Annotated in this window: 20 protein-coding genes; 14 read left to right on the plus strand and 6 right to left on the minus strand. The window is 48.7% G+C overall.

Going from position 1 to position 25,553, the window contains the following annotated elements; translation table 11 throughout:
• Positions 1 to 37: 37 nt before the first annotated feature.
• Entirely contained in the window at positions 38 to 814 is a 777-nt protein-coding gene (locus tag I3X05_RS19230) for a substrate-binding periplasmic protein (protein ID WP_045568676.1), read from the minus strand.
• 205 nt (positions 815 to 1,019) lie between these two features.
• Here I3X05_RS19230 and I3X05_RS19235 point away from each other — a divergent pair, with 205 nt between their 5' ends.
• Both I3X05_RS19235 and I3X05_RS19240 read left to right on the plus strand, forming a co-directional pair.
• Positions 1,020 to 2,555: a methyl-accepting chemotaxis protein gene (locus I3X05_RS19235; RefSeq protein WP_045568789.1), complete on the plus strand. Its 1,536-nt coding sequence runs from the start codon at positions 1,020 to 1,022 to the stop codon at positions 2,553 to 2,555.
• 35 nt (positions 2,556 to 2,590) lie between these two features.
• A complete protein-coding gene (locus I3X05_RS19240; protein ID WP_045568677.1) occupies positions 2,591 to 3,319 on the plus strand; it encodes a transporter substrate-binding domain-containing protein in 729 nt (242 codons plus the stop codon).
• Positions 3,320 to 3,443: 124 nt separating this feature from the next.
• Here the strand turns inward: I3X05_RS19240 and I3X05_RS19245 are convergent, their stop codons facing one another.
• Positions 3,444 to 5,486 (minus strand): PhoX family protein, encoded by a 2,043-nt coding sequence (locus tag I3X05_RS19245; RefSeq protein ID WP_045568678.1) that lies wholly within the window; start codon positions 5,484 to 5,486, stop codon positions 3,444 to 3,446.
• Between the two features lie 259 nt (positions 5,487 to 5,745).
• Here I3X05_RS19245 and I3X05_RS19250 point away from each other — a divergent pair, with 259 nt between their 5' ends.
• Complete coding sequence (locus I3X05_RS19250; RefSeq protein WP_039428128.1) at positions 5,746 to 6,084, plus strand: YggL family protein; 339 nt, start codon at positions 5,746 to 5,748, stop codon at positions 6,082 to 6,084.
• Positions 6,085 to 6,534: 450 nt separating this feature from the next.
• On the opposite strand, the gene I3X05_RS19255 is transcribed toward I3X05_RS19250, so the two are convergent.
• Positions 6,535 to 6,729, minus strand: coding sequence for a hypothetical protein (locus tag I3X05_RS19255; RefSeq protein ID WP_045568679.1), 195 nt, complete (start codon positions 6,727 to 6,729; stop codon positions 6,535 to 6,537).
• A gap of 1,096 nt (positions 6,730 to 7,825) precedes the next feature.
• Here I3X05_RS19255 and rimK point away from each other — a divergent pair.
• Together rimK and I3X05_RS19265 are read left to right on the plus strand one after the other, a co-directional pair.
• Positions 7,826 to 8,731 (plus strand): 30S ribosomal protein S6--L-glutamate ligase, encoded by a 906-nt coding sequence (gene rimK / locus I3X05_RS19260; RefSeq protein WP_045568680.1) that lies wholly within the window; start codon positions 7,826 to 7,828, stop codon positions 8,729 to 8,731.
• A 65-nt stretch (positions 8,732 to 8,796) separates the two neighbouring features.
• Complete coding sequence (locus I3X05_RS19265) at positions 8,797 to 9,225, plus strand: ATP-dependent zinc protease family protein (protein WP_045568681.1); 429 nt, start codon at positions 8,797 to 8,799, stop codon at positions 9,223 to 9,225.
• Positions 9,226 to 9,251: 26 nt separating this feature from the next.
• Here I3X05_RS19265 and I3X05_RS19270 read toward each other — a convergent pair whose 3' ends face one another.
• Together I3X05_RS19270 and I3X05_RS19275 are read right to left on the minus strand one after the other, a co-directional pair.
• On the minus strand, positions 9,252 to 10,043 hold the full coding sequence (locus tag I3X05_RS19270; RefSeq protein ID WP_045568682.1) for an MBL fold metallo-hydrolase: 792 nt from the start codon (positions 10,041 to 10,043) through the stop codon (positions 9,252 to 9,254).
• 236 nt (positions 10,044 to 10,279) lie between these two features.
• A complete protein-coding gene (locus I3X05_RS19275; RefSeq protein ID WP_045568683.1) occupies positions 10,280 to 10,660 on the minus strand; it encodes a hypothetical protein in 381 nt (126 codons plus the stop codon).
• Positions 10,661 to 10,917: 257 nt separating this feature from the next.
• On the opposite strand from I3X05_RS19275, the gene I3X05_RS19280 reads away from it, so the two are divergent.
• The 9 genes from I3X05_RS19280 (at position 10,918) to I3X05_RS19320 (ending at position 23,715) form a co-directional block, all read left to right on the plus strand.
• Entirely contained in the window at positions 10,918 to 11,328 is a 411-nt protein-coding gene (locus I3X05_RS19280; RefSeq protein ID WP_082069513.1) for a hypothetical protein, read from the plus strand.
• Between the two features lie 90 nt (positions 11,329 to 11,418).
• Positions 11,419 to 12,786 carry a TolC family protein gene (locus I3X05_RS19285; RefSeq protein ID WP_045568685.1) on the plus strand — a complete coding sequence of 456 codons (1,368 nt, stop codon included), beginning with the start codon at positions 11,419 to 11,421 and terminating at the stop codon, positions 12,784 to 12,786.
• Positions 12,787 to 12,805: 19 nt separating this feature from the next.
• Positions 12,806 to 14,509, plus strand: a complete 1,704-nt coding sequence (locus tag I3X05_RS19290) for an efflux RND transporter periplasmic adaptor subunit (RefSeq protein ID WP_045568686.1) — start codon at positions 12,806 to 12,808, stop codon at positions 14,507 to 14,509.
• Positions 14,509 to 17,637 (plus strand): efflux RND transporter permease subunit, encoded by a 3,129-nt coding sequence (locus I3X05_RS19295; protein WP_045568687.1) that lies wholly within the window; start codon positions 14,509 to 14,511, stop codon positions 17,635 to 17,637. The genes I3X05_RS19290 and I3X05_RS19295 overlap by 1 nt, the downstream gene beginning before the upstream one ends.
• A 94-nt stretch (positions 17,638 to 17,731) precedes the next feature.
• Complete coding sequence (copI, locus tag I3X05_RS19300; protein ID WP_337971455.1) at positions 17,732 to 18,298, plus strand: copper-resistant cuproprotein CopI; 567 nt, start codon at positions 17,732 to 17,734, stop codon at positions 18,296 to 18,298.
• A gap of 165 nt (positions 18,299 to 18,463) precedes the next feature.
• Entirely contained in the window at positions 18,464 to 19,918 is a 1,455-nt protein-coding gene (locus I3X05_RS19305) for a DUF3404 domain-containing protein (protein ID WP_337971425.1), read from the plus strand.
• On the plus strand, positions 19,915 to 20,565 hold the full coding sequence (locus I3X05_RS19310; RefSeq protein ID WP_000821691.1) for a response regulator transcription factor: 651 nt from the start codon (positions 19,915 to 19,917) through the stop codon (positions 20,563 to 20,565). The genes I3X05_RS19305 and I3X05_RS19310 overlap by 4 nt, the downstream gene beginning before the upstream one ends.
• Complete coding sequence (locus tag I3X05_RS19315; protein ID WP_337971426.1) at positions 20,562 to 21,392, plus strand: DUF2861 family protein; 831 nt, start codon at positions 20,562 to 20,564, stop codon at positions 21,390 to 21,392. Before I3X05_RS19310 ends, I3X05_RS19315 begins: the two co-directional genes overlap by 4 nt.
• A gap of 88 nt (positions 21,393 to 21,480) precedes the next feature.
• Entirely contained in the window at positions 21,481 to 23,715 is a 2,235-nt protein-coding gene (locus tag I3X05_RS19320) for a glycoside hydrolase (protein WP_337971427.1), read from the plus strand.
• An 83-nt stretch (positions 23,716 to 23,798) separates the two neighbouring features.
• Here I3X05_RS19320 and I3X05_RS19325 read toward each other — a convergent pair whose 3' ends face one another.
• Entirely contained in the window at positions 23,799 to 25,499 is a 1,701-nt protein-coding gene (locus I3X05_RS19325) for a methyl-accepting chemotaxis protein (protein ID WP_193166793.1), read from the minus strand.
• Between the last annotated feature and the right edge of the window lie 54 nt (positions 25,500 to 25,553).

Here is a 25,553-nt window from a genome sequence, read left to right on the forward strand (position 1 = left end):
GCATTTATCATCGCTCACTTTTCCATTAAGAGAATTATCACATTCCAGTTTTATCAGGCGTCAGACTAGAAAAATAGGTGTCGATCAATTCAAAGTAGCGCCCTGTTTGCTTCATTTTCTGCAATTCCACATCAAAGCGATTTCGTAATTCTTCACTCTGGCGCTTTTTAGAAAATGCAATATAACTCAAGGTGGTTTGCATCGGTGGCAGCATGATTTCCAGTTTGTCTTGTAGGGCTAACCGAGCGATGATACTGCGAGCACCAAACTCATTCGACACCCAAAGGTCGACTCGGCCAGCACTCAGCATCAGAGCACATTGCTCAGCGGAGTTCTGCCTAGCAATGGTTTTAAATGCGCCAGATTTGATCTTCGAATCGATATACTCTCCGTAGCTCACTTTATTGACCACACACAAACTCAAACCATCAAAACGCTTTTGCTCTACATCATTAGAATTTACCGAACTATCTTGATTACGAATCAAGCTGATATTTTGCCTAAACAAAACCTGTTCACTGAAATAAGCAAACTCTTCTCTCTGTGGCGTTTTAAATATCGTAAATATGGCATCGACTTCACCTATCTCCATATAGTTAAGTGCTCGTGCCCAAGGAAGAATGGTGATTTCAACGGGAACCTCTAAGTTGTTAAATATTTCTTCAACTAAACTCACGGCTATGCCAGATACTTGCGAGCCTTTACTTTCAATATAAGGCGGGTATTCAAGCGTGACTACATGTAGAGATTCGGCCGCCATTGATTTGGGTAAAAAGGTTAACAGGAGCAAACCCGTAGCTGTCCATTGTTTCATTTTAAATCTCTCCAGAGACAAATATCACTGTTAGTTATAGTTCTGCCTATCAAGATAAATCAAGAAATCAGTAAAGTGAGAAAGATGAACTGCCGACAAAACAGATAACAGGCTATTTTCTATCAAATTAAGCGATGATTGAATTTGCATATTCTCTCGCATGACACTACTTTTTTAAGAAGCATCCAAATCGAGAGTGCCTGCCGTGAAAAGTTTAAAAATCGTATTTCTCGCCCAAGTCATTTTCGCAGTCACCTTAGTTCTTCTGGTTTCTGCCTTTATTAAACATCAGAACTTTAAACAGACTTTGACTTCTGAACTGATGCTGAGTGTCAATAACACCAGCCAACGCATGGCCATCAGCCTCCCCAAAGCGGTATGGGATTTTGACCTTGATACCGCGAAAAGAGCGATTTCTGCCGAGTTGAACTTGCCAGAAATTTCAGCGATTCAGTTGCAAGACACGCAAGGGAGCGACTTGGTGTTCTTGCAGCCCAACGAAGGTGAAAACAATCAAGTTGGTGTGGAAGTCAAGGACAAAAGCGCATTTTCAGCCGAGATGATGGTGAGTAAAGAGCTGCTTTTCTCCGACTACGGCGAGGAGAAATCGGTTGGTAAGGTGAATGTCTACTACAACACACACGTACTAGATGAAAAACTGGCGCAGTCTCTACTTCTCAATCTTGTAGAGCTTGGCATCGTTGCTCTGATTATCAGTATCGTTGTTATCGCCGCGCTGGTGGCTACCGTTTTGAAACCGATACGCCAGCTCACCAACGTGATTCAATCGCTCTCATCCGGCGATGGCGATCTGGCTAACAAGCTCGCCCCGGCGAAGTACAAAGAGTTTGATGAGATTACCGACGGCATCAACACCTTTACCGAAAGCTTGCGTGTGATTGTTCAAGATGTCAGCCATTCATCCGTCACTTTGGAAGAGAAAGCGCGTGAAAGCGGCAGTAACGCCCGCGAGAATGCCAACAAGCTTGAGCAGCAGAAACATCAACTGAGCACCGTCGCAGCGGCGGCAACCGAGCTCAACCATTCAGTCTCTATCGTCGCAGACACCGCCGCAGAAACGGCCGATCAAGCTCACACTGCGACCTCCCTTGCCAATCAAGTCAATCAGGCCATCGAACATTCTGCGAATGAAATCATTAACATGCGCAATGAAATGAATCAGGTAAACGACAAGATGCATGTGTTGGTTAACGAAGGAGAGAAGATTACCACCGTGCTCAATGTGATTAATGATATCTCTGAACAGACGAACCTACTAGCGCTTAACGCGGCTATCGAGGCGGCTCGCGCTGGAGAGCAAGGCCGTGGTTTCGCCGTGGTCGCCGATGAAGTACGCAATTTGGCGGTGAAAACTAGCCAGTCAACCGAGCAAATCCAGAAAAACATTGCCACCTTGGGCAGTGCAACCACCTCGGTAGAACAAGAGCTGTCACGCATTGCCTCTTTGTTAGAGAAAACGGCAACCCGAGTGAGTGATTCACAAGATTCGGTCAATCAAGTGCAAGAATTGATCAGCGTGATCTCTGATCGTAACGGCCAAATATCTCAAGCCACCGAGGAACAAAGACAAGCGGTTGAAGAGATCAGTCAAGCGATCGTCGAGGCATCTGAAGCGTCCAATGAAGTCTCCTCTGGAGCGATTCAAAATGCCCAACGCACCGAAGAGGTACTCGACTTAAGCCAGAGCATTGCTCGACACATGACCAAGTTCCGTACCTAAATTTAATTAGTTTCTTATAAAAAAGAGGGAAGCTTATGAAAACGCTTTTGCTTACAGTCAGTGCCTTATTACTCTCCTTCTCCGCCCATGCTGCGACCATCACGGCGGCTCAAGATCCTTGGCCACCGTTTGTTCAGCAAGACAACATGAACAAAGGGATTTCAGTGGAAATCGTTACTGAAGCCTTTAAAACACAAGGATATGATGTGGATTTTAAAATCATGCCTTGGACACGCGCGCTCACTGACGTAAAAGAGGGGCGAGTAGATGTGCTGGTCGCGACTTGGTTCACTCAAGAGCGAACTTCCTACCTCAATTACAGTCAGCCCTATCTGGAAAACTCGCTTAAGTTTATAAAGCGTAAAGGAGACAGCTTCGAGTATCAAAACATGTCCAGCCTGACCGGAAAGAACGTTGGCATCGTACGCAATTATGGTTATGGCGATGAGTTTCTCAATGCGACAAATTTCAATAAACCTGAAGCTAACGATCTACTGACTAATGCGAAGAAACTTTTGGCGAACCGAATTGATTTGACCTTAGAAGATGAGTTGGTGGCTAAATCCACCTTGTCAGGCGCAGGAATGAATCTAGATGATTTCGAGTTTACTCAAAATGCACTTTCAATTAATCCTCTCCACGTCACCTCTGGGGTAGCGAACGCTCGAAATGGTGAGATTATTGCGGCGTTTAACAAGGGTCTGGCCGAGATCAAAGCAAACGGTACGTTCGACAACATCTTACGCAAATATGGCATTAAGTAGTGTCTACCTCTCAAAGATGAAAGGGATTTGATGAGAAGAGAGACCCAAGAAACAAATAGACAGAAATAAAATGGCCCCTCGAAATCGGGGCCATTTTTGACTGCGGCTGACTGAAAAAATGCGATTAGAGCGCAATTTCTCCACCATCTTCACGGCGAATCACGACCGTTGCGGCGCGAGGCCTTACCGTTTCGCCCGTAGGTGTTACTTCTGCTGCATCATCGGTATATGGCCAGTTGCCCGGATGTTGAATGTTCACGAACACCGATTTGTAATCTGGACTAATGGCAAACCCCGTCACTTCACAACCGTTTGGTCCAACAAAAAAGCGCTTCAACTGCGTTTGGTTGTCGGCACCAACCGTCACCTGCTTGCCATTTTCGTCGACCATACGTGAAGGTACGACAGCCAACATTTGATCATTGGTGTAACCGGTGACTTCACTGGCACCGTTATCCGTTTGGATCCACAAGATACCGCGGCCATCAAAGGCCAATCCGTCTGGGCTGGCAAACTGGTTCAAATCCGTCAAACCAGAGCGGTTGGTATCGGCATTACCATTGGCAGGAGAACCAAAGACAAAAATATCCCAGCTAAACTCAGTCGCACTTGCGCCTTCTTCCCAACGAATTACGTGACCAAACTTATTGTTCAAACGTGGGTTAGCCGAGTTAGCTTCTATGCGCTTGGTATTGTTGGTCAAAGTGAGATAAACGCTGCCTGTGTAGGGATCCACCGCACACCATTCAGGGCGATCCATAGGCGTCGCGCCAACCAAGTCTGCAGCACCTGCGGTATTGAGAATGATATCGGCCAGCGAAGCAAAACTGTCTGCTAGTGTGCCTCCGTCTGTTGTCACACTCTCCAGAGTAAGTGGTAGCCAAGTACCTGTTCCATCTTCGTTGAAGCGTGCGACATACAAGGTGCCTTCGTCCATGTATTTATCGCCAGTTGCTAAGCGGTTAGCGGGTTCAGCATCTGCTGCATCCCACAGCGCTTTCGATTCAAACTTGTACAGATACTCGAAGCGAGAATCGTGGCCGGAATAGAAGACCACTGGTTTACCCACTTGCAGCTTACCAAACGTACAACCTTCATGACGGAAACGGCCAAGCGCAGTACGTTTTACCGCTCTTGAGTTCGCGGTATATGGGTCAATCTCAACGATGTAACCGTGACCACTCGCTTCATTGCGGTAGTCATCCATCGCGCTTGCCCCAGTTGGTGCAACGCTAAAACGGGTAAATTCGTCTAGGCGCTCTTCTGCATGTCCAGCTAGCGTTTCCCACGCGTAACGCGTTGTGCCACTCTTTTCAATACCGATACGAGACTGCTCTGCGGTCAAAGTGTCTGTATTGATAAAGTAACCCGGCCAGTTTTCTTCACAGGTAAGATACGTGCCCCAAGGTGTGTAGCCGTTACCGCAGTTGTTTAGCGTACCGCGCGCTTGGCTGCCGTCTGGTGAGAAGCGCGTCACCAGATGTTCGGAGTACGCCATTGGGCCGGAAATGTCCATAACCGTCGCCCCTGTGTAGCGGCGGTTAAGCGGATCGTTGTCCACCATTTTCCACACATTATCTTCGAGTTTGATACGCACAACTGAAACGCCATGTGCGTTAATCTCTTTGCGCACTTCATCAACGATGGTACGAACGCCATTGACAAAAGTTTGACCATTGGTGTGCAAGGCATCTTCATCAATGTATTCGTGGTTGATACACAGTAAACCATCATTAGGATTGCCATTGAGTGGGAAGAAATGCATCCCATCATGGTGCATGCCGAGTGAGTATTGCTGATCGTCTGCGCTGTTGCTGGCATCCGATTTCCATGCAGCCGCTTTACTATTGAGCGGAGTTCCCCAAGGAACTAGAACTTGTGCTTTGTACCCTGGTGGTACACTCACCGCATCGGTTAACGATCCAGCAATTGAGTCAAAATTAAGTACCGCCGCCGCCTTACCTGCCCCTGCGTTACTGCCAGCCGATGCAGCCGTTGAAGAGCTGTTACAACCCGCTAAACCAAATGCGCCAAACGCCGTCATCGCACTGATACCCAGCCCCCCTTTGAGGATGTTACGTCGAGTAAGACTCGCTTCTAAAACGTCTTCAAAAGGCTTGTTTTGGCTATGGTTATAACGCGTCGCGTCAAATGTTTCCTTACTCATAAGTTTATTGTCCCAAGTGTTAATAATTAGAGTTGAGCGGGAACATAATGAGATAGAAAAATGACAAATTTTGTCTATCTTTATGAAAGTTTGTTTGAATAAATGTTATGAATTAGTCAATTAGAAGCGAATAAGCGCAATAGTCTTTGGTTTCTCGGACAAACAACGTTATAAAGACGCACGCCTGAACAAGCAAAGCATACTCAGTTGTTTTTGCCGTATGGGCTTTTTATCATTACAACCCTAGCGAGAGAACATAATGAAACTAGATAAAGTGGAAAACAAAAACCGTCGTCTTCGCAAAAAACTGTTTTTAGGCGAGTTCGCTATTCTTGGTTTCGAAATCAGCTGTGAAACCGACATCCACGACTTTGATCGCTATGACGTTTTTGTCGATGACTTCATTGATTTCATCGATGCGTTGGGTCTGTGCTTTGGTGGCGGCGGTCTAGAGCATTTCGAGGGTTTTATTTGTGCCAAAGAGCGTTACGCGAGCGCGACAGAAGAGCAAAAAGCGCAAGTACTTGAATGGCTAAACGCACGTGCAGAAGTCAAATCGGTTCTTGCAAGCGATCTAGCCGACGCAAACTACCTGTAAGATCTATTTAAGATCTTGATACAAATTCGGATTCTGGTGAAATAAAACTGACTAGATGAAGAGATATTTGAGCTGGCAGTTCTGGGGACCACTCCTCCAAGCGCCAGCTCGATTTCTTTGGTATAGCTTATTTATTGCGGTATTAACTTTACGGTTTGCGGTTGTAACTACTTAGCAAGATTTTTTAGATGCATCTTTCACATCTTTCCAATATTGGATACGGATGCGATGAAGCTGAGCTCTTCTCACTTTTCTCATAGCAATCTCCTTAAATTATCTGCCTAAATATAGGCTTATCTATTTTCTCTGAGGTTTATTTGCCTCGATAACATATCGAGTAACCTCGACTCTGGCCGTGATTGACTTCACAAGTTAATGACAAAGCACCAAGAGTTGCAACTCATTTTTTGAACCCTAATGTGCATATTGTCATGGCTCTGACCAATCTACTTAGCTCATATGACAGAAAAATGGCAAATTTGTTCCGTTTTCCTGATGATTAAAACTCATACAATTCTCATGCCAGTCCATCAGCCTCATTTTTAGTAACGGCACACCCACTCCGCATTCATCCATCGGTGAGAGTGTGACAGCCGCAACATCTTTTCCCATAACAATAAAATGGTTAATAACGACTTTTGCCATCTAGTTTGTGCGAGATCTCTTACACGGAATGTAAGCCTTTCTACTATTCCCAGCTAAGACCATAACCAATAAAAACTACAACTTATTGTTTTTATATCAATTTTATTCAAATGGTATTTTTTCTCACTAATTATTTTCCACAACAGCAATTGTCAGCGTTACGTAAAAAATCAATACTAGGTTCGTCAACAGGATGTTGGCGGGAACAGGACAAAGCCTAAAGGATTGGGTATCTTCAGGATGAAGATTTGATGACTTAGGATGAGTTATCAGCAAGGAAGTGACACTCTGGGATAGAGTTACGCCCGTCAGGATGACAGGCCAGGAAGGACACCGCTAGGAAGGCGATGTAGCAAGGATTAGGTTAAAGGATTTAGCCAATATCATGGATAGATGCAGGGAGCACTATCAGTAGCTGGATTGCTGCGAAAGAGAATAAGCCCCGTCTGGGAAACCAGGCGGGGTTTTATTTTTATCCCTAAACAAGATCGCTGCACAAAAAGTTGTGTTTTTGCACATTTTCAACCATCAGTGCTAGAGAACCTTGCAGAGATCGATTAAGTTGCTACCAGTGGTTACTAAACGTTCAAGAAATGAAGGGCTGTTTGGCAAGATCGATTACCGATAACGCGCTGTCACCCTAGCTGAGAACATAGGTAGAAGAAAAAAACAATCGCATCGGATGAGTTTCCTCTTCTATTATTACTAAACAGGTAGCCCGCCACTTGTTGCATTTTCCCGATTAGATGGTTATTTTCAGACGGCCAGAAGTCTAATCGGACCAGTTGTAACTCACGCTACCATAACCAATTTTTCTAATATCCGACGCCTTTTTCACTTGACAATCATTAGCCGTAAGGGATGCCACGTTGATAGAATATTTTTATCATTACGATGATTTTTTTTCGTTTTCATCGCTAGTTAAAAAAATCTAAGGTGCGCACCTCAAAAACGATGTGGTGTTCTACCACAATCCTGAATCGTGTGAACGAATGGTTTTTGCCCGCATTATTTAAGGGGTATGTCACATCATTTAAACCCGTTCGCTTTATTCTTAAATGATTTGAAATTGGTAATGACTTACTAAGGAAATGCCATGCGTATTGCTATTCTTTCTCGTAATGAGAGTCTATATTCCACCACTCGCTTAAAGCAGGCTGGTGAAGCACGTGGACACCAAGTGGATGTCATCGACACGTTGCACTGCTATATGGACATTACGAGCAACAACCCTAAGATTCGCTACAAGGGTGAAGAATTGCCGGAGTATGACGCTGTCATTCCACGCATTGGCGCTTCAGTGACTTTCTACGGTACCGCAGTGGTTCGCCAGTTTGAAATGATGGGTACATTCTGTATCAACGAATCGGTTGCCATTAGCCGCTCGCGCGACAAACTGCGTTCTTTGCAGTTGTTATCGCGCAAAGGCATTGGCTTACCACGCACTGGTTTTGCACATCATCCAGATAATATCCAAGACGTAATCAAAAACGTTGGTGGCGCTCCGCTGGTGATCAAGCTTCTTGAAGGCACTCAAGGCATTGGTGTGGTATTGGCTGAAACCAGCAAAGCAGCTGAGAGCGTGATCGAAGCCTTTATGGGTCTGAAAGCCAACATTATGGTGCAAGAGTTTATCGAAGAAGCCAAAGGGGCTGACATTCGTTGTTTTGTGGTTGGCAATAAAGTGATTGCGGCGATGAAGCGCCAAGCGAAAGAAGGCGAGTTTCGCTCCAATCTGCACCGTGGCGGGACTGCACAGCTGATTCGTCTCAGTAAAGAAGAGCGCGCGACCGCCATCAATGCGGCGAAAGCAATGGGACTGAACCTTTGCGGTGTGGACATTCTCCAGTCGAAAAACGGCCCTGTGGTCATGGAAGTGAACTCTTCTCCTGGCCTAGAAGGGATCGAGAAAGCCACGCAAAAAGACATCGCTGGCATGATCTATGAGTTTATCGAAAAGAACGCGAAGCCGAATGCTAATCGCACACGAGGCAAAGGATAATCATCCGCGGTGAAAGCGAGCCTTTCACTATACTTAAAATTGCGTAGCAAGCTTGGATATATACTATGACTCAGAAATTGATCATCGGAAATACTGAAGCTGTCTGCTTACCAGAGTTAGGGATTACTCACTTAGAGACGCGAATTGATACTGGCGCGCAGACTTCTTCTCTGCACGTTGATAATCTACTTTGTCTGAGAAAGAAAGGCAGAAAGTACGTCGAGTTTGACCTTCATCCTGATGTCTATCATTTGGAAAAAATTGTGCGTTGCAGTGCGCCTCTTAAAGCATGCAGAAAAGTGAAATCTTCCAACGGAACCTTTGAGCACCGCTGTGTGATCGAAACCCTGTTGCGAATGGGAGACCAAGAGTGGCCGATTGAAATCACGCTTAGTAACCGCCAAGATATGACCTACATGATGTTGTTAGGCCGTCAAGGCATGTCAAATAAAGTCCTAGTGGACCCAAGTCAGTCTCACATTTTGGTATCTTGAGCTGGTAGGAGGAGATTTTCTCCTCCTCACTCTCTTTTACGACCTTTCTTGCTGCCTACCGCGAAACGCCATAGTGAACCAGCTAATCCTCTCAGCTTGACTTGCGTTACACGCCAATGTGTTGCTGGGCTGCGCGGCGCTGTACTCAGAATGTGCTGATAAGCAATTTCATCAAATACCACCTGTCCTCCATGCGCAGCAAGTAGCATTTTCGGCTGCATTTCGAACACTCGCTTAAGCGATGTACGATATTTATTGGGATGAAAAACTGGAAAAGGCGCGATTAGATGCTTTTTCACTTCCACCATTAAATCTGCGACATAGAGAATATCTTGCTGAGGATGATAGACCGAGAGATCGCGATCGGTATGCCCCGGCGTTTCTAAAATTTGCCAATCTTCAAAGCCCGGAATCGGTTGACCGTCACACAAGCGGTAGTCCGGTTTAAGCCGCCTCGAATACCAAAGATTACGCTTTGGCTTTTTTAGTCGATTAGCCATCCAACGTGCTAACGCTAGATCGGTTAAATGCATCAAAAAACCATCCCAGCCGTGATACCAATCGTGCGTTTTGTCAGCCGAGACCAGTTTGCACCCTGTCAAACGTCGCAGAAGATGTGCCCCACCCGCGTGATCTGGGTGCATGTGCGTCACCACCACCACTTTGAGGTCAGAGAATGACTTTCCCAACTCGTGCTCAATAAATTGCTTAAGATAGGGAATATCGGCCCGGCTTGCTCCATCCAAGAGCATCAGTTTGTCAGGGTATTCCGCCAAATACATGATCTGGATATAACCTTGAATTGTATGTAATCTCACCAAAATTTCCCTTTATTGCCTTTAGTTGGGCATCTTATCCGTGACTCAATCTGGTCTGACCAATAGATTAGCAACAAATTTGTACAACGTCAGCTATGCGCCACATTAACGGGGAAATCGTGTGGACCGAAATTTAAGACTCCTCGCTAAAAACAAAAATCCCTCAATCAACGCTGAGGGATTTTTTAATTTTTTGGCCTGAAAAACGCGTTTAAGTTAACTCATTTCGCTCAGTGTTACTCACTGTCCATTTCGCAATCGGTACAACTTTGTAGGGCAATTTCGTGTTCGAACACGATTGTCTCGTTACCTTGTACGGTGAGATCGGCGATTTCAGCCGCGACTTCTTGTTCATCTTCTTCTTCTACTTGATCCACCAGCTCTTCTTCTGAGTAGCCGTAGAAATTAAGCAACAAGTAATCACGCGCTTCTTCTTTGGTGCAAGTCACGTTGACCGCCAGATCAGGTTCAACATTGTCTTGTGCAGTAATTACTGCCACTTGCGCTAACACATCCTCTTTCATCGCTGCCGTTAGCCAACCCAGATCCGTGCTGACGGTGGTTTTTTTACAGTTAAAACAAGGAAGTGGATGAAAGTAATATTGGAAATTAGTCATAAGTCATTTCTTCTGTGAGTGTTGAATAGCAGGATTATGCGCGATTTCTCGCAAAATACTATCTCAATAGAGATGGAAATCAGAATTGCTGTTCTGCGGCGAACTCGCGCTAACACGATGAGGCAAAATCCTCCTATAGAACGCTTTTATTCTTGACCTTCCCCTAGGGTTAAGCTTTAAAGTACAGCTAAGTTTTTCATTAAAGGCACGACATGCGTTTCTCTTCTGTTCGCATCTTCTGGATATCCATCATCAGCATGTTTGCCATGCTGACCTCTGGTATTGTTTCCAGCGCGCCTTTAATGACTTTTCAGATGCTAAGCGCAGTGCAATCTCAAAGTACGGTGCAGTCTCAAAGCACCATGACATCCGATTGTGGTATGAGCGTGAAGGTGGTTGATCCCCACGCGATGCACTCTGGAAGCCATCAATCGGCAAACTCTCAAGCCGAAAGCAATCAAGCAGCTAAGACGCCAACCAACCACTGCGCCACTGACGCCCCATCGATACACAATTGCTGTACTGCGGCCTGTGTCAGTGTCTTTGCGTTTTTGCCCCAAACTGCGCACTCCTTACCTGTCTCTTACAACATGGCGCTGATCCCTCGTGAATCAACGGCTTGGTCTATTGAAAGACAGCAATCTCTTTATCGCCCTCCAATAGCGTAATCCGATCATCAATATGTCGTATCACAAGCTCTAACGAGCTGTGGTGTGTATTTTCACGTCGCTTTTTGACGTGCAGATTGGATTATGAAAATGAAACCAAGCTTATTGGCGCTGTGTATCAGCGTTTCCGCTCTGGTTGCAACTCCAGTGATGGCGCAGTCTTCCACTGCCCCAACAGGTCAGTTGCTCTCACAGAGCGATCCTTTAACCCTGCTGATTGAACAGGCTCTGGCGAATGACGCCAGCCGCAAGCAGATTTTTGCCCAATCACAAGCCATGCGGGAAAGCGGCGTTGCAGCCTCTACCTTGATGGATCCCAAACTGAAAGTGGGCTTTGGTGGTTTACCGGTCGATAGCTTTAAGTTCGACGAAGACCCAATGACCAACATTTCTGTCGGTCTAATGCAGCAGTTTGAACGAGGTTCAACGTTAGACTTACAGAGTAAAAAAGCCACTCAGCAAGCCGATGGTATGGCGCTTCAAGTCGACACCCGCGAACGGGAAGTGGCCAACAGTATGACGCAACTTTGGCTGGAACTCGGCTATCAGCAGCAAGCTGAACGCGTTCTGCTTGAAAATCAGCGCTTAATGCGTGAGCTAGAAAGTTTCATTAGCACCAACTATTCGATTGCTAAGAGTGAAGCCCAGGACCTGCTCAATGCGCAGTTGCAAGTCAGCCAATTAGAAGAAAAGCTGCAAGCCAACCAGCAGATGCAACGCCGCATTCTGGCACAAATGTCCGAATGGCTCGGCAGCGAATGGCTGTACCAACAACGCGATCTCAAAGCGAGTAATCAACTCAATTGGGATGCGTTAGAGCGTTTATTGTCGGCGTCATCCACGACTCAGCACTTCGCCCTATTGGCCCAACATCCGATGGTGCAAATGGCCAACGCCAATATTGCGGTCAGCCAAACGCAAGTAGAGCTTGCCGAGCAATCTTACACCCCTCAATTTGGTGTCGAAGTGATGTATGCCTACCGCCAAGCCAACAATATGAAGGGGGAGCCCGCCTCCGATCTGGTTAGCGCGTATCTCACGATGGATATCCCACTGTTTACCGGAAATCGTCAAGACCGAGCACACGCTGCGGCCCAATATCAGGTGGGTGCGGCTCAATCGCAAAAAGATCTCCTCCTGGCGCAGATGAACGCCAAAGTGAACGCGTTATTGGTGGATAGAAGCAATCTCGAACAGCGCTTTGAACGCTACCAAAATACCTTGCTTGAACAAGCCAAAGCGCGCACCAAAGCTGTTGAGCGGGGCTACCAAAACAGCACTGCACAATTTAACGACGTGATCGCCGCAACCAGAGATGAATTGGCAGTGGAGTTGGAGTCGCAGCGCCTTCTCACCGACCTCAATCAAGTGAACAGTAATCTTGCGATGTTGCTTGGCGGCTTCACCTATACCGTCACCCAACCCGAACTCGCGGATATTGACGCGAACCGTCGCTAATTTGCCAAGGAATTACAGAATGAAATCACTACAAATCGCAACGGTTGCCCTACTGATTGGCGCTGCACTCGGCTTTACGGCTAATCAATATTTCAATGCTCATGACATGAGTGCCATGGCTGCTACCGACAACAAAGCAAGTCATGAGCCGTTGTATTGGGTTGCGCCAATGGACCCAAATTACAAACGCGATAAACCCGGCAAGTCACCTATGGGTATGGATCTCATTCCCGTCTATGCCGACGATCTCGCAGGGGCAAACGACAAGCCCGGAACGGTGAAGATCGACCCTTCAGTTGAAAACAACCTAGGGGTAAAAACGGCCGCAGTCGAACTGGCCAAGCTATCACCACGCATCGAAACCGTGGGTTACATAGCGTTTGACGAAAGCCAGCTGTGGCAGACCAACGTACGCGTGTCTGGCTGGGTGGAAAAACTGTATATCAACGCCGTAGGTGAGCAGGTGAAAAAGGGCGAGGTTCTCTTTACCCTCTACTCTCCTGAACTGGTCAAAGCGCAAGAAGAACTACTCAATGCCAAACGCACTGGCCGTGATGGGCTGGTTAAAGGCGCGACAGAGCGATTACTTTCTTTGGGCGTCGACCGCGAACAGATCAACCAAGTGATTCGACGTGGTAAAGCATCACAAACCATCGAGATCAAAGCGCTCGCTAATGGCGTTATCGCCAGTCTCAACATTCGCGAAGGTGGCTACTTATCACCCGCACAAGCGGTCATCAGTGCTGGCCCTCTCAATGAAGTGTGGGTAGATGCGGAAGTGTTCGAGCGACAAGCACACTGGTTAACTAATGGTAGCCAAGCGAGCATGACGTTGGATGCACTGCCCGGCAAAGCTTGGCAAGGTGAGGTCGACTACGTTTACCCCATTCTTGATCCGAAAACACGCACATTGCGCATGCGTCTTAAGTTTGCCAACCCAAATGGCGAACTCAAACCAAACATGTTCGCCAACATCACCTTGCAGCCCGTCAGCGACTCCGAAGTGCTCACCGTACCAAAATCTTCGGTGATCCGCTCAGGTGGTATGACGCGTGTGGTTTTGGCGCAAGGTGACGGTAAATACCGCTCAGCACGCATCGAAACCGGCCGAGAAGCCGATGACAAAGTGGAAGTACTCCAAGGCTTAAACCAAGGGGATCGCATTGTCACCTCTGCGCACTTTATGCTTGATTCGGAATCGAGCCAAACGGCCGATCTTTCGCGCATCAATGGTGTTGAAGCGCCAGCAGAAACCGCGTGGGCCAAAGGCGAAATCACCGATCTTATGGCCGATCACGGCATGTTAACCATTAACCACCAGCCTGTACCAGAGTGGAATTGGCCCGGCATGACGATGAATTTCAACGCCGCGCAAGGGGTGGATTTAACCAAGCTTGCCAAAGGACAGGCCATCGAATTCGAAATGCAAAAAACCGCCGACGGCCAATACCAAATCGTCGCTATCAAGGCAGACAACAGCGCCATTGCGTCTGAAGTTTGGCTCAGTGGGGATATCTCCATGTTGATGGCGGATTTTGGCATGGTTACCCTCTCCCACCTTCCTGTCGCTGAATGGAACTGGGATTCAGGTGAAATGAACTTCTCTGTGGGTGAAGAGATCAATTTGTCGGGCTTTGAAGAAGGACAGAAAGTACGATTTCTAGTTGCTAAAGTGGGCTCTGACTACCAGTTGAAACAACTTGAAGCGATGGGAGGTCAATAATGATAACAGCGATCATTCGTTGGTCTCTCAACAACCGTTTTCTGGTGTTGATAGCCACACTATTTCTTACCCTGGGCGGGCTGTACAGCGTTAAAAACACGCCCGTCGATGCGCTCCCCGATCTCTCTGATGTGCAGGTGATCATCAAAACCAGTTACCCAGGTCAAGCGCCGCAGGTCGTGGAAGATCAAGTTACCTACCCACTCACCACCGCCATGTTAGCGGTGCCGGGTGCCGAAACAGTGCGCGGTTACTCGTTTTTTGGTGATTCCTACGTCTACATCATCTTCAACGATAAAACCGACATGTATTGGGCGCGCTCTCGCGTTTTGGAGTATTTAAGCCAAGTGGCGCCAAAACTGCCACCCAATGCCAAGCCGACACTCGGCCCCGATGCGACGGGTGTGGGCTGGATCTACAGCTACGTGCTGCAAGACAAAACAGGCAAGCATGATTTAGCTCAGCTACGAAGCCTACAAGACTGGTTCCTAAAGTATGAGCTGCAAACCGTCGAAGGGGTGTCGGAAGTCGCCACTGTTGGCGGTATGGTCAAACAATACCAAGTGCAGATCGATCCTGCGAAATTGCGTGCTTACAACTTAACGTTGCAGCAAATCAACATGGCGATTCAGAACGGCAACCAAGAAACGGGCGCCTCAGTGATTGAGGTGGCAGAAGCCGAACACATGGTGCGCACCACGGGCTATCTCAGCAGCGTTGAAGATATTCAGTCCCTACCGCTTAAGGTGACCGATAAAGGTACACCACTACTACTGGGTGACATTGCCGATATCAACATTGGCCCACAAATGCGCCGCGGCATCTCTGAATTTAATGGTGAAGGGGAAGCCGTGGGTGGCGTGATCGTGATGCGTTTTGGCGAAAATGCCAGCCAAGTGATCGACAACGTCAAAGCAAAACTGGCAGACTTGCAACGCAGCCTACCAGAAGGCGTGGAAATCGTGTCGACTTACGATCGCTCGACCCTGATCAATGCGGCGGTTGAAAATCTTTGGAAAAAACTCGCCGAAGAGTTCATTGTGGTGGCGGTGGTTTGTGCGCTGTTCTTGTTCCACATTCGTTCATCCTTGGTCATCGCACTGAGCCTCCCTGTCGGTATTCTCTCCGCCTTTATTGTCATGCACTGGCAAGGAATTAACGCCAACATCATGTCTCTCGGTGGCATCGCCATTGCGATTGGGGCCATGGTGGATGGGGCGATCGTGATGATCGAAAACGTCCACAAGCACATTGAACGCACACCGCTTACGGATAAAAACCGCTGGCAAGTGATAGGTAAAGCGGCTGAAGAAGTCGGCGCGCCGCTGTTCTTCTCACTGCTTATCATCACGTTAAGCTTTGTTCCCGTGTTCGCACTGGAAGGCCAAGAAGGCAAGATGTTCTCACCACTCGCCTTCACCAAAACCTACGCAATGGCGGCCGCGGCGGGGCTGGCCATTACCTTAGTCCCCGTTCTGATGGGGTATTTCATTCGTGGGAAGGTGCTTTCTGAACATAAAAACCCGGTCAACCGTGGTTTAGTTGCTCTGTATCGCCCACTACTTAACCTCAGCCTAAAATACCCAAAATCGATGATCGTGCTGGCATTGGGATTGATGGCATCGGCTTACTACCCGACCAGTCAATTGGGCAGTGAATTTATCCCGCCATTGGATGAAGGCGACTTGATGTACATGCCAACCACTTATCCGGGCATTTCCATCGGTAAAGCGCGTGAGCTGTTGCAACAAACCAACAAGCTGATCAAAACCGTACCGGAAGTGGAAACGGTGTGGGGCAAAATTGGCCGTGCCGATACCGCAACCGATCCCGCGCCACTGACGATGATCGAGACGGTTATTCAGCTCAAACCGCGCGACCAATGGCGTGAAGGCGTGACGACAGAATCACTTCGCAAGGAGTTTGATAACCTTGTTCAGTTCCCGGGCTTAACCAACGCATGGGTGATGCCGATCAAAACCCGCATCGACATGCTTGCCACAGGTATCAAAACACCGATCGGCATTAAGATCGCCGGTCCTGATTTGAAAGTAATCGAGCAGATCGGCTCACAACTCGAACCGATCCTCAAAGGCGTGCAAGGCACCGCGTCTGTTTACGCTGAACGTGTTGCGGGTGGGCGCTATGTCACCATCGACATCAAACGTAAAGCGGCAGCACGTTACGGTTTGAGCATTAAAGATGTTCAACAAGTGATTTCCACCGCGGTTGGCGGCATGAACGTGGGAGAAACCATTGAAGGTCTGGAACGCTACCCCATCAATGTGCGTTATCCGCAAGACTACCGTGATTCCGTGGTCAAATTGCAAAACCTACCACTGGTAACGCCAAACGGAGCACGCATTGCACTCGCCGATGTGGCAGACATTCGCTATGAAGATGGTCCACCGATGATCAAAACCGAAAACGCGCGTCCAAACGGTTGGGTGTTTGTCGATATTGATGGTCGCGATTTGGGCTCTTACGTGCAAGAAGCGCAAAGCGTGGTGGAGGAGCAGCTTGAACTTCCCGCAGGCTATTCACTCGCTTGGTCTGGTCAGTATGAATATATGGAACGCGCTAAAGAGCGACTCAGTGTGGTGGTGCCCATTACGCTGGCCATCATCATGCTGCTGTTGTACTTCAGCTTCCGTCGCGTTGGCGAAGTACTGATCATCATGGCGACACTCCCTCTGGCGATGGTGGGCGGACTGTGGCTGATGCATTACCTCGGTTACAACTTCTCCATTGCGGTGGGGGTCGGCTTTATCGCACTGGCCGGGGTGGCGGTGGAAATCGGTGTCATCATGCTCGTCTACCTCAACCAAGCGTGGCATTACAAAAAGCTTCACGCTGAAGAAAACAAACAGTCGCTCGTTGCACAAGATCTCACCGACGCGATCCGCGAAGGCGCTGGTTTACGTGTGCGCCCAGTCATGATGACAGTGCTAACAGTGATCATTGGCCTTATCCCAATCATGTACGGTGAAGGCACGGGCTCTGAAGTGATGCAGCGTATCGCGGCCCCAATGATTGGTGGCATGGCTTCAGCACTTCTGCTAACGCTGTTGGTTCTCCCTGCCATATTCAAGTTATGGAAGAGCACCGAACTGACCAAAACCGAATAAAAAATCACGGGCAGTACTGGCTGCCCCCTTAACAAAACAATCAACAACAGAAAACAAAAGAACACGACTTAAAAAGGAAACCACCATGAACAAGATGACAAAAACAGTGATTGCAGCCGTACTGACTTTCTCTGCCACCGCAGTATTGGCCAACACCATGGATCACTCCAAAATGGACCACTCTAAGATGGATCATGGAAAAGTGGACCACAGCAAAATGGATCACGGCAACATGAAAGAAGGCAGCATGAAAATGGATCACTCATCAATGATGGGTATGGAAGGCATGTCTGACGTTGGCATGCCAGCAAAAGGGGCGAAGCCGGATAAAGTGGTGCACGTAATTTTGAGCGATGACATGAAGATCACCTTCAAAAAAGAAGTGACGATTGAGCCAAACGACGTGGTGCAGTTCGTTGTGATGAACACAGGCAAAATTGACCATGAGTTTTCGATTGGCTCCGCGGCTGAGCAGCTAAAACACCGTGAAATGATGAAACAAATTGGAAATCACACTCATGACAGTGGCAGCACCGTGACAGTTCAACCAGGCAAAGCCAAACAGCTTTTGTGGCATTTCCATGGCGATAACAAAGTCGAGTTTGCCTGTAACATTCCAGGCCACGCCGAAGCGGGTATGGTGAAAAGCATCGAGTTATAAGCGCATCGCTTTACTTTTAACCAATCGAGCGGTGGATTTCTTCCTTAATGTGAACAATCTACCGCTTGTTTTGCTCCGAACGACACATTTGTTGACATGCAGATTACAAATCTCCACCTTGAGCCGCTACTATTGGCATGACCAACATGAAATAGTACTCATGCCATGATTTTGCCGCCCTTACATCGCTGGTTAACTCTCTTCTTGTGCAGCTTATTTTCTGCGTTTTCTAGCGCAGGTGACAATGAAGCATCCACCCAGCGTTGGTCGATTTTTTATCGCGCGGCGCTTGAGCAGCAAAGCACGCCACTGGTGGCGAGCCAAACCCTCAATCAATACCCGTTTGCGCTACTCAGTAGTCACAGTCAATATCCTGATTTTACTCAATATACGTGGCAAGACATCGCAGATTTAGCCGCCACGGCCAAGCAGTGCCAGCCGCGAAACTCCTCTTCGCCGTATTTGGCGAAAGCGGTCGAATTTGAGTTGGCGTTATGTCGCCAAACGCCGCTCGGCGCAGAGTGGTTTCAGCGTGTTGCGTGGCAACATCCGGCGGGAGGCAGCTACGCAGATCGCTATATTGAGCACTTACCGGATGCAGAGCAGGCAACCTTTGCTTCGGCGCATCCAACACGTTTCACCTTGGCGAGTCGCTATCATCCGTTGCATGCCTTGTGGCAAAGACCGGGCGCTGCGGGGGTAGATGCACTGCTCAACGGTTTTCGCCTTTATCTTGCGTCAAATGATGAGCTGTGGCTAAGCAGCGAAGCGGGCTGGCATGTGCTTTCGAGCGTGCAGTGGCGCGCACTCACCGCACCACTGCCATTCACGCTTGAGCCTTATCAAGCGCACAAGCCTTGCGATGAGCGTTACAGCAACCTCTGCTTTAATCAGCGCGTGAGCAGTCATGCGTTGCTGTATAGCGGTTTGGTGATCGGCGTGTTGCTTGCGTTTGGCGCTGCGCTGCGTTCACTTTGGCTGCGCTATCAAGAAGGGCGCGAGCGGCGCTTTATTTTGCAACTGCTGACTCACGAACTGCGCACGCCCATCACCAGTTTAGGGTTTACGGTCGAATCACTACGCAGCCAATTTGATGAGTTATCCCCCAAGGCGCAAGAGAGCTTATGGCGATTAATGGCCGATCATCAGCGGCTAGCGCAGTTGAGCGAAACCAGTCGCCACTACTTGAGCCCAAGCCACGACAGCATGGCGCGCCATCCAGCGCAGTTGAGTGACTTTATCGAGCATTGTATCGAGGGCTTTGAGGTTGAGCTTCATATCAAACACGACTCAATACTCGCACTACCTTATTACTGGCTTGGGCTGTGCGTCACCAACTTACTCAGCAATGCCAAGCAGCATGGCGTGCCGCCCATTCGCCTGACGGTGAGTGTGGTTGCACAAACGCTGCGCATTGAAGTGGAAGATTGCGGTGAATTTCCCTCTTTCTACCAACGTCTGTGCAAACGACTTTCGAGGCATCAAGACACTCACTCTCGCCCAAACACAGATAACATGGGCGTTGGCTTACAGTTGGTGCGAAAACTCATCACCCAAATGGGCGGCAAACTGGTTATCCGTCGTCATCCAACCCGTTGTATTTTGGAGCTGCCGCTATGAAGCGTATTTTGCTGATTGAAGATGACACCTTACTCGGCCAAGGTCTGCGCGATTATCTGCATGATCATGGTTATGCATGCGAGTGGGTGACGCAGAGCCAACAGGTCGAAAAGCACTGGTTCAGTACCGATCTGGTGATTTTGGATCGGCAATTACACGATGGTGACAGCCTGAAACATCTGCCGCACTGGTTGATGCTTAAAGCCCTGCCAGTGATCGTACTGACCGCCAAAATTGAAGTGGAGCAACGGATTGAAGGGCTCAAAGCGGGGGCGAAAGATTATGTGCTCAAGCCCTTTTCCCACCAAGAGTTGCTGGCACGCATCGAAGCGCAACTGCGCCCGCTCGGCAGTAGCTTACTCAGCTACGCGGATATTGTGGTCGATGTGGCTAATCGATCTGTGCTGCATAACCAAACACCGGTTGAGCTCAAACCGAAAGAGTTTCAACTGCTGCTGATGCTGTTGCAAAATCCGGGGCGAGTTTATCACCGAGATGAGCTGCTCAATCTTATTTGGGGTTATCAATCATTCCCGACTACGCGCACCGTGGATAACCACATTTTGCATTTGCGACAAAAACTGCCGCAACTGGATATCGAGACCCTGCGCGGCGTGGGTTATCGCCTCAAAGGAGCCTCCGTATGATCTGCGCCTCTTTTCGCAATCACGTTACGCAACTTGGTATGCTCAGCGCGTTAGTAAGCGGCGCCGCGATAGCGGAAACGCCGCCAAGCCCCACCCACGCTTGGTTTCGCACCACACCGCTGCAAAGCAGTTACCAGCTATTGGTTGAGGGGCATCCCACGCAAGCATGGCACGAGCTCATCCACACACTGTCTACCACGCCCGTAGCCGAGCCTTTTTGGCAACCAATTAAAGAGGCCATTCTCAGTCAAACCCAATGCGGACAAGCACTTCCAAGCACATCGCCTAACGATCTCGCGATTGCGGTGACTTTTATTCATAAGTTCAATCAGACCTTCCAAGGCTACCAAGTGAGGCTGAGCGCCGAAAACCTCACCCAGCCGCTGGCGGTGCGTCTGGCTTCTGCGCAAGGTGCAACCTTGTTAGCAGCAGAGCTTGCGCCTGCCGATTACGCCGAAGTGGAAAGTCGCGTTCTGCTTTCGCCGTATGCCGCAGGTGTCTATTGGCTCACGCTGGGCGAGCAGCGCATGGCGCTGCTGATTTCGGCCCCTTCCAACACACCGTGGATTGAACAATCCAGCGCGGCCGATCTCACTATCCGCTTCCCCGCCACGCCTTCGGGCTGCGCATCGTCACTGGCTCGTTGGCAATTTTTTGATCAAAACTTTACCCTGCTGCACTCAAAAACCGTCAACCGTGATCAGCCTCCTACCCCACCCACAGCTCCTTCTCAAGCGCGCTGGCGTAGCCTCAGTGTTATCCAAAGTGAATACCAAGGCACCATTCGCGTGGAGCAAATGCAGCGCCTGACGATACCGATTGACTGAGTTCAGGCAAAAGCAACAAAGACATACTGGTGACAAAACCTATCGATAGACAAGGTTAAATATCTGGGTTACTCGATAGGAGACCGATATGAAATTGACCTTTTCCCCACTGGGGCTACTGCTGCTGGTGAGCGCGCCGAGCTTTGCGTTGACCTTAAAACAGGGCGATCAGCACTGGCAGATTGACCCCGACACACTGGCCATCAGCCTCAAGCAAGACTCACAGACTTTCGCCATCAACCAAGGCAGCTTACAGATTGACGGGCAGAGGCAACAGGCAACGCAAGTAACCCAAAGCGCCGAGCAAGCCACATGGACACTCAAGCCAAGTGGCGTGCAAGTGTCTGCGCAGTTGCAACAAGGGTTGAACATCGATTTTCGCTGGCCAAGTGCCGATGGGATTGAACGCCAAGCTCCTAAAGCACTGCGCTGGTTTGATCTCAGTGAAGCGTCGACCCAAACGCTGTTACTGCCGTTTGACGAAGGAATGCGAGTGCCGACCGATAACCCGACGTGGACACGCTATTTGATAGACAATCATTCGGGCGCCAATACCACGCAAGATCTCAAAATGCCGTTCTGGAGCGCGCAGCAGGGCGAACGCTTCATCAGCTATCAACTGCTCAACGCCACCAATAACCAGCTGAACTTTAGTGAGCAGCAAAACAAGTTGGACTTACAAGCGGAGCATTGGTTTACCCCGCTGAACCAAAGTGAGCCTTTTAGCGTGCGCATCACCGTGGGCGATGAGATGCTGGCCGGAGCCAAAGCCTATCGCGACTGGCGCGAAGCCGCGGGGCTGCGTGTTTCACTTGCGGAAAAACGCAAGGCAAATCCGCAGATCGAAAAAATGATTGGCGCAAGCCACGTCTATCTGTTCGGGCGTGATTTAATCGCAGTGCAAGATGTGGTGGATTGGTGGGGACTGCGCGATTGGTTTTGGCGCTCTGAGTTTACCCCTTCACCAGAATTACAAAAGGAGCTGGCGAGCCTAAAAAAAGGCCAAGACTGGCTTAATCAGTATCAGAAAAAATTGCTGGTCGGAGAGATAAACCAAGCCTTAAACCAAAAGTTCAACGCCGACCCATCGTCCATTCAAGCGCAGTACCAAGCCGCGCAGCAGCGCAAAGCGTGGCTGACTGAACACACAGGCGCATACCTCAAACCGAGCGATCAATGGGGACAAGGGTTAGCGCAACCCATGATCAGCACCCTACAGCAAGCAGGATTAAGCAAACTCTGGCTAGGTCTCGATAACTGGATGCCAGCTTTTTATCAGCCGCAAGTGGTCGATAGCGCCAAACAAGCCGGCTATTTGATTGGCGTGTATGACTCATACAACACCGCGATTGAAAAAGGCATCAACGACAGTTGGCTGACCGCGCAGCTGCCGGATCGCATGCGTAAAAACTGCGCGATTGAAAAAGCCGATGGCACGTTGCAACTGGGCTTTCGCGGTAACGGCTTTTATCTCAATCCCGCCTGTGAGCTTGGTTACGTTAAACAGCGCGTGCAAGACATTCTCCAGTTCGGGCGCTTTAATAGCCTGTTTCTCGATGTGGATGGCACCGCCATGGCGCGTGAAGATTACCGCTCGCGCAGCAACGAAACCGCGATGCTAGCCGCCTTTAACACCCGAATGCAGGATATTGCAAACACGCCGAAGCTGATTTTGGGATCGGAAGATGGCAATGCCCTGACCACTCAAGGGCTGGTGTTTGCTCATGGTATGGAAACAGTCGGCTTTGGCTGGACAGACAAAGCGATGAAGAGTGACAAGCAGTCACCCTATTATTTGGGCAACTGGTATCCCGATGAAAAACCGGATTTTTTCTTTAAATCAGCGCAAGTCAAAGAGCCTTATCGCAGCTTACTGTTTGCCCCTGAATACAAAGTGCCGCTCTATCAAGCGGTGTTTCATGATGAGCTGATCAGTAGCCATCACTGGCATAGCGACAGTTTGAAGTTTTCCAATGTCAAAGCCGTGCGTGATTTGCGTGCCATGCTGTTTAACACTCCTGCGATGGTGCATTTAAGCCGCGATGAAGCGCGTAAAAACTCCGCGCGTATCGAGCAGCTCAAACACTATCAACAAGGGTTTTTGCCCTTGCATGAGCAATTGTGGGATAAAGCCTTGGTCGATTTTCGCTGGCTGGATAAGCAAGGCCAAGTGCAGCAAACGCGCTATAGTGATGGCTCGATTCTCAGTGCAAATTTTAGCGCGCAGCCGTTTAAGCTCGCAGGAGGAGAAGTGATCGCGCCACACAGCCTATTGGCCAAGCGCAGTGATGGGCAAACACTGACTTGGGCACCAATGCCATAAGTGCGGGATCAGCGCTTTGTATCCAAGGCAAAAAAACAAAGCCGCCATTTACTCTGTGGTGTAAACGGCGGCTTTATTTGTATTCATATTGACTGTTTGACCACAAACTTGCCCATAAGCATTCTCAATGCTTGTGCTTGCTGCGCTAAGTCCTCACTGGCTTGGGATGTTTCATTAGAACTCATCATCACAATTTCACCAGCGTCGCGAATACCGTTGAGGTTGCTACTTATTTCTTCTGCAGATACTGCCTGCTCTTCACTCGCCGCTGCAACTTGGGTATTCGCTTCCATCAATTCAGCAAGAGCATTTGAAATCACATCCAGCTGCACTTTCGCTTCTTCGATAGACGCAAAACTGCTCTCGATCTTTTCATCGCTAGAGTGGATCATATCTACCGCCGTGCCAGCGCGCACAACTAGGGTGTTGATGAGATTACCGATTTCTTGTGTCGCGTGTTGGCTTCTCGAGGCAAGCGCACGCACTTCATCGGCCACCACAGCAAAACCTCGTCCTTGTTCGCCAGCACGAGCCGCTTCTATTGCCGCATTTAGCGCGAGCAAGTTAGTCTGCTCAGCAATGCCTTCGACCACCATGACAAAGTTTTGGATCTGCTCGGTACTAGTTTGTAGCTCTTCTATGATTCTTTGCGAACTTTGCGCGCTTTCCACTAACTCTTTAGACAGGGACTGGGTTTGACTAATCACAACGCAAGTGTGTTTGACATTTTCATCCGCTCTTGCTGTCGAGGTCGTTGCCTCTTCCGCACTGCTGGCAACCTCGGTAATGCTCGCGGCAATTTGATGCATCGCACTCGCCACTTGATCCATATTCTGCTGTTGTCGCTCAACAGAGCGACGGTTGCTATCCGCCACAGCGGTTAGTTGGGTAACCGTGGATGCAATCGTGTTAGCACGATCGATAACCTCTCCTACCATGCTTTCAAGCGCTTGAGCCATGCTGTTCATGTGTGTTAGCAACTGACCGATTTCATCTTTGGAATCCACCTGAGCTCGTTGAGTGAGATCGCCATGAGCGATTTTGTAAGCGAGATTTCTTGCATAGGCCACCGATTTAACGATCTGCTTGCTAAACAACAGACCCAATGTTGCGCCGAGTGCTAACGCAAACAAAGAGAGGAGCAACATACCACTAAGCGCTTCTTTTTCTTCCTCTTCGGCGATATGGATCGATTGAATCGTTGCCGCTTCAATTTTGCCCAACACCTCAACTAAATGATGATCCAGTTGCTCTGTATAGGCTTCTAACTCTGCGGCTAAGGTAACGAGTTCAGCCGCAGCAACGCCTTTGTGCAACTCTGCCAGCAGTTTATTCAGTTGACGCTCAAAACTTGCTTGTTCTTGCTGCAACGCTTGAAAATCTCGCTCTAAGTTTTGTAAATAACGTTGAACTTCTGGCATGACGTTTTGTTGTAAAGCGATGTTTAGCGCCTGGTTGGCTTTCTCTAGTTCTAGCCTCCCCTTGTCGACACCGAGCCGCAACTTGTTGAGATATTGCAGTTGTTCGTTCGCAGAGGACTCAAGCGGGATCTGAGAGAAACGCAGCAACTTTTCCAGCATTACCGCGCTTTCAAGCTGGTGAACGGTTAAGTCAGTGACAACTTTGGTCAAAGGAATATTATTATTGGCGATACTGTCTATCTCTAGAGCAACTTTCTCCATTTTAGTGACCGCAAACGCAGAGACAAGGATGATGAGGCTCAGTAGTGCGCCGACCAAGCTACTCATTTTTTGCGTTATCGTTAAATTGTTCAGCCATTTCATATTCATTCGTCCTTGCGCAAAATAAAACCAACTTGGTAAATGCTAGCCCCATCT

Source organism: Vibrio navarrensis (assembly GCF_015767675.1).
In the GTDB taxonomy this organism is placed as follows: Bacteria; Pseudomonadota; Gammaproteobacteria; order Enterobacterales; family Vibrionaceae; genus Vibrio.

What these genes read in the sequence shown, in the direction of transcription:
- I3X05_RS19305 (WP_337971425.1), top strand. Translation starts at nt 18,464, where the DNA reads ATGATTTTGCCGCCCTTACATCGCTGGTTAACTCTCTTCTTGTGCAGC.
- I3X05_RS19325 (WP_193166793.1), bottom strand. Translation starts at nt 25,499, where the DNA reads ATGAAATGGCTGAACAATTTAACGATAACGCAAAAAATGAGTAGCTTG.
- I3X05_RS19250 (WP_039428128.1), top strand. Translation starts at nt 5,746, where the DNA reads ATGAAACTAGATAAAGTGGAAAACAAAAACCGTCGTCTTCGCAAAAAA.
- I3X05_RS19315 (WP_337971426.1), top strand. Translation starts at nt 20,562, where the DNA reads ATGATCTGCGCCTCTTTTCGCAATCACGTTACGCAACTTGGTATGCTC.
- I3X05_RS19265 (WP_045568681.1), top strand. Translation starts at nt 8,797, where the DNA reads ATGACTCAGAAATTGATCATCGGAAATACTGAAGCTGTCTGCTTACCA.
- I3X05_RS19230 (WP_045568676.1), bottom strand. Translation starts at nt 814, where the DNA reads ATGAAACAATGGACAGCTACGGGTTTGCTCCTGTTAACCTTTTTACCC.
- I3X05_RS19285 (WP_045568685.1), top strand. Translation starts at nt 11,419, where the DNA reads ATGAAACCAAGCTTATTGGCGCTGTGTATCAGCGTTTCCGCTCTGGTT.
- I3X05_RS19255 (WP_045568679.1), bottom strand. Translation starts at nt 6,729, where the DNA reads ATGGCAAAAGTCGTTATTAACCATTTTATTGTTATGGGAAAAGATGTT.
- copI (WP_337971455.1), top strand. Translation starts at nt 17,732, where the DNA reads ATGACAAAAACAGTGATTGCAGCCGTACTGACTTTCTCTGCCACCGCA.
- I3X05_RS19320 (WP_337971427.1), top strand. Translation starts at nt 21,481, where the DNA reads ATGAAATTGACCTTTTCCCCACTGGGGCTACTGCTGCTGGTGAGCGCG.
- I3X05_RS19295 (WP_045568687.1), top strand. Translation starts at nt 14,509, where the DNA reads ATGATAACAGCGATCATTCGTTGGTCTCTCAACAACCGTTTTCTGGTG.
- I3X05_RS19290 (WP_045568686.1), top strand. Translation starts at nt 12,806, where the DNA reads ATGAAATCACTACAAATCGCAACGGTTGCCCTACTGATTGGCGCTGCA.
- I3X05_RS19310 (WP_000821691.1), top strand. Translation starts at nt 19,915, where the DNA reads ATGAAGCGTATTTTGCTGATTGAAGATGACACCTTACTCGGCCAAGGT.
- I3X05_RS19245 (WP_045568678.1), bottom strand. Translation starts at nt 5,486, where the DNA reads ATGAGTAAGGAAACATTTGACGCGACGCGTTATAACCATAGCCAAAAC.
- I3X05_RS19280 (WP_082069513.1), top strand. Translation starts at nt 10,918, where the DNA reads ATGTTTGCCATGCTGACCTCTGGTATTGTTTCCAGCGCGCCTTTAATG.
- I3X05_RS19240 (WP_045568677.1), top strand. Translation starts at nt 2,591, where the DNA reads ATGAAAACGCTTTTGCTTACAGTCAGTGCCTTATTACTCTCCTTCTCC.
- rimK (WP_045568680.1), top strand. Translation starts at nt 7,826, where the DNA reads ATGCGTATTGCTATTCTTTCTCGTAATGAGAGTCTATATTCCACCACT.
- I3X05_RS19275 (WP_045568683.1), bottom strand. Translation starts at nt 10,660, where the DNA reads ATGACTAATTTCCAATATTACTTTCATCCACTTCCTTGTTTTAACTGT.